Genomic DNA, 2,846 nt, shown 5'->3' with positions numbered 1-2,846 from the left:
GAGTTGTTAAAGCGCTGCGAAAACCAGTCTCCAAGCTGGATTTATCCCCTTTTCCTGCACCCTCTTGACAAAAGTGCAATCACTCTAACCTCTCACCGATGCCCGGCAACTGCTGGGAATAGCCTTCGTTTAGGACTAAAGAGACTAACTCCTGTGGGCTTAACAGCTTGTTCTTAAGTCCGAGTTGTTCAGCCACAGATTGAATATCTACTGCACTGACCACCCGACCCAGAATTTTCTCGCCATCGCTGGTCTGCAACCGATATACTCGATTGTTCTTCTGGGGTAGCATTTTCCAGATTGGCAGCAATATCCCAGTCACAAGGTGAATATAATCAGTAGTGAATCTGGGCAATTGGTCAACTTCCTTCGACCAAGCTGCAACAAACGTATCAGCCGAAACCTGCTTCCAAGTGGACGATTCCAACTTATCGACAGGGACACGCGTTTCTTTCTGTGGACGAACGAGTAGAACTCTTGGAATCACCCCGCCTTGGTCATCAAAACAACAAGCCTTGTGTGATGATGTTGCGTGGGAGATGTGGTTTGTAAGTTGGAGCCGGTGGTGAGACAAGTGCTAAGGCTGCACTTTCGCAAAGCAATGAGGGATGAGGTAAAGCGTCCTTGATTCGGATTCTTTGTGGGCGATAGGTTTCGTATAAGGTATCTTTCAAACCCTCACTAGCCGTCCACTCGATAACCTCATATTCCAGCACTACTACGTCGTCTGGAAGAAAGGAAACTGTTTCTGGTTGTGCAACTGTAGTACGGAATGGCAATTGAACAACTTTTGCTCTCGCAGCAGCTTTGACTTCTTCTGAGCGCTCCCACGAAGATCGCAGTGGCAAATGCTCAATCAACGCTAGCAGTTCGGGCAAGTCCAAAGTTTCGGAAATACAGGGGATTTGCCTGTGATTATCAGCCGGAACCTTGTCGATCACTGTAATCCGAGTGTCGATAGTTGTCCCATGTTTTGAGTAAACCTTGCCGTTAACCCCGACTGACATTAAAACTCGTGCTTTCTCTTGCCACCTAACAAAAGTCTCTCGCCAGCTTGGGTTAGCCGGAGAGAACCAGTTGGCTGTGATTGTTACCAACCGTCCACCGTTAGCCAGTCTTTGCAATGCCGAGTTGATGTGGCTCTTTGTTGCGTCGGGATTGCGACTGCTGATTTTCGGGGACGACGAAAACGGTGGATTCATCAGAACAACTGAAGGCTGAGAAATGCCAGCTAAATAATCATTGATTTGTTCGGCGTTGACCCCAAATAGTGGAGTGCCGGGAAACAACCGACGCAGAATCTTCGATCTATCAGGTGCAAGCTCGTTGAGTATGAGACTCGCACCTTGTAGTTTCCCAAATTGGGCTATTAAGCCAGTCCCGGCACTTGGCTCAAGGATGAGGTCGCTGCTACTGACTTGTCCCGCCAATGCTACCAAGTATGCTAGGGGCAACGGTGTCGAGAATTGCTGAAGCTGTACTGACTCTTCACTGCGCCGTGTTTGCGTTGGGCAAAGGGCTACTAACTTCTCCAATTCCAATAATACTGTTAGCGGCGACTCTAATAAAAGCTTGTAACCTTTTTGGCGCAGATATAATATTTGCGCCACTTCGACAGCTTCGTAAGCATCTTTCCATTGCCATGTGCCCTCTGCCGCAGTACCGTGGAAGTGGCGATTCATTTGGGCTTGAACAGTTTTCGTGTTCAGGGGGCGGTTCTCAAGTAGTGTTTTCAAAAGCTCTTGACCAACACTTAATATTGATTGCCCATAATCTAACACTGTTTGGAAGTCGAACAGAAAACCTTGGGTGAAGAGCTGCTGTACCATTGCATCACTCACAATATTATTTTTTCACTTTTGCTATGGCGAAGCCTTTCTCTTACTAATAAATGAGGCAAGTAATTGCCTCATTTAAACCTTTGAACCTTTAGATATTTATTCTTCGGTGATCGGACGAGAATTAAAAAGCGAATTAGCCAGCTTTACGCGGTCTGCCTGGCTTGCGCTTGCCTGAAGACTTTACATCAGCCTGTTTAGTTTTCGGTGACTTGTTGGCAGCATTGTTAGCTTTGGTTGAACGAGTAGGTTTTGGTTGTGGTGAAAGTTCTTTAACTGGAGGCAGTAATCTCAATGTAGGGAATGAGAGAACAACTGCTTTATTAGTTGTAGTATGAACAACTTCATCCTCTAACGTCCAAGGATCTGGCAATTTTTCAAAAGTCATCGCTTGCGGTGTGATTACTTCTGATACTGATGGGATTGTAGGAGCGACTATATTTATATTACTAACTGAAACCAGATTACTAGCGTAAGCAGCCGATACAAATAGTCCGCTAATGAACTGGAATATAACAAGAGTAACGAATGCCCAAAAGATAGCTACTATTGCCAAAGTGAGTAGAGATTGCATATCCATGATTTTTTCTCAACTAAGTATTTGTAATCTTCAACTGATTTACGCAAAGCGTTTTTAAGCCTTGTTCAAATGTGAAGCGGATTTGAACACATCCTCTCTTAAAGAGAGGACTTCACTCTAAATTTAGCGTAGCGTCTCTCTAATTTAACTTAGCCAAACTTCTTCGTCATTTTAAAGCTTATTTATAAAATAAAGCAGGTTTTAGTATTTACCTGTTTGAAGATTTCAAGTATTATATTTATAAACTTATTTGACAAAGATAAACATTGGGCTAAGTCTATGATTAAGATTTGATTTGTTAGCTAGCTGTTGAAACAAAAGATTCTATTCAAACGAAAAATAAAAGTATTCCTCAGAATTAATTGAAAGTATGCCCAGCCCAACTACCGACTTAGTTCGCTCCTACCTTAAAGAAATCGGTCGCTATC

General features: G+C 43.7%; 3 protein-coding genes. All 3 read right to left on the bottom strand.

From position 1 onward, the window contains the following. Positions 1 to 79: 79 nt before the first annotated feature. Positions 80 to 487 carry a hypothetical protein gene (locus H6G26_RS40575; RefSeq protein ID WP_190737666.1) on the bottom strand — a complete coding sequence of 136 codons (408 nt, stop codon included), beginning with the start codon at positions 485 to 487 and terminating at the stop codon, positions 80 to 82. 13 nt (positions 488 to 500) lie between these two features. Beyond that, entirely contained in the window at positions 501 to 1,829 is a 1,329-nt protein-coding gene (locus H6G26_RS40570; RefSeq protein ID WP_190737665.1) for a hypothetical protein, read from the bottom strand. A gap of 145 nt (positions 1,830 to 1,974) precedes the next feature. Further along, the gene (locus tag H6G26_RS40565) at positions 1,975 to 2,418 is read right to left on the bottom strand and encodes a hypothetical protein (RefSeq protein ID WP_190737663.1); all 444 of its coding nucleotides are present in this window, start codon (positions 2,416 to 2,418) and stop codon (positions 1,975 to 1,977) included. Positions 2,419 to 2,846 lie beyond the last annotated feature (428 nt).

Origin of the sequence: Nostoc sp. FACHB-888 (assembly GCF_014696655.1) — a bacterium.
In the GTDB taxonomy this organism is placed as follows: domain Bacteria; phylum Cyanobacteriota; class Cyanobacteriia; order Cyanobacteriales; family Nostocaceae; genus Nostoc.
Note: the sequence above shows the minus strand (reverse complement) of the source record. Positions and strands in the feature narration are given on the sequence as shown.

Excerpts from the sequence above, each read along its gene's own strand:
- H6G26_RS40570 (WP_190737665.1), bottom strand. The coding sequence starts at position 1,829 with ATGGTACAGCAGCTCTTCACCCAAGGTTTTCTGTTCGACTTCCAAACA.
- H6G26_RS40565 (WP_190737663.1), bottom strand. The coding sequence starts at position 2,418 with ATGGATATGCAATCTCTACTCACTTTGGCAATAGTAGCTATCTTTTGG.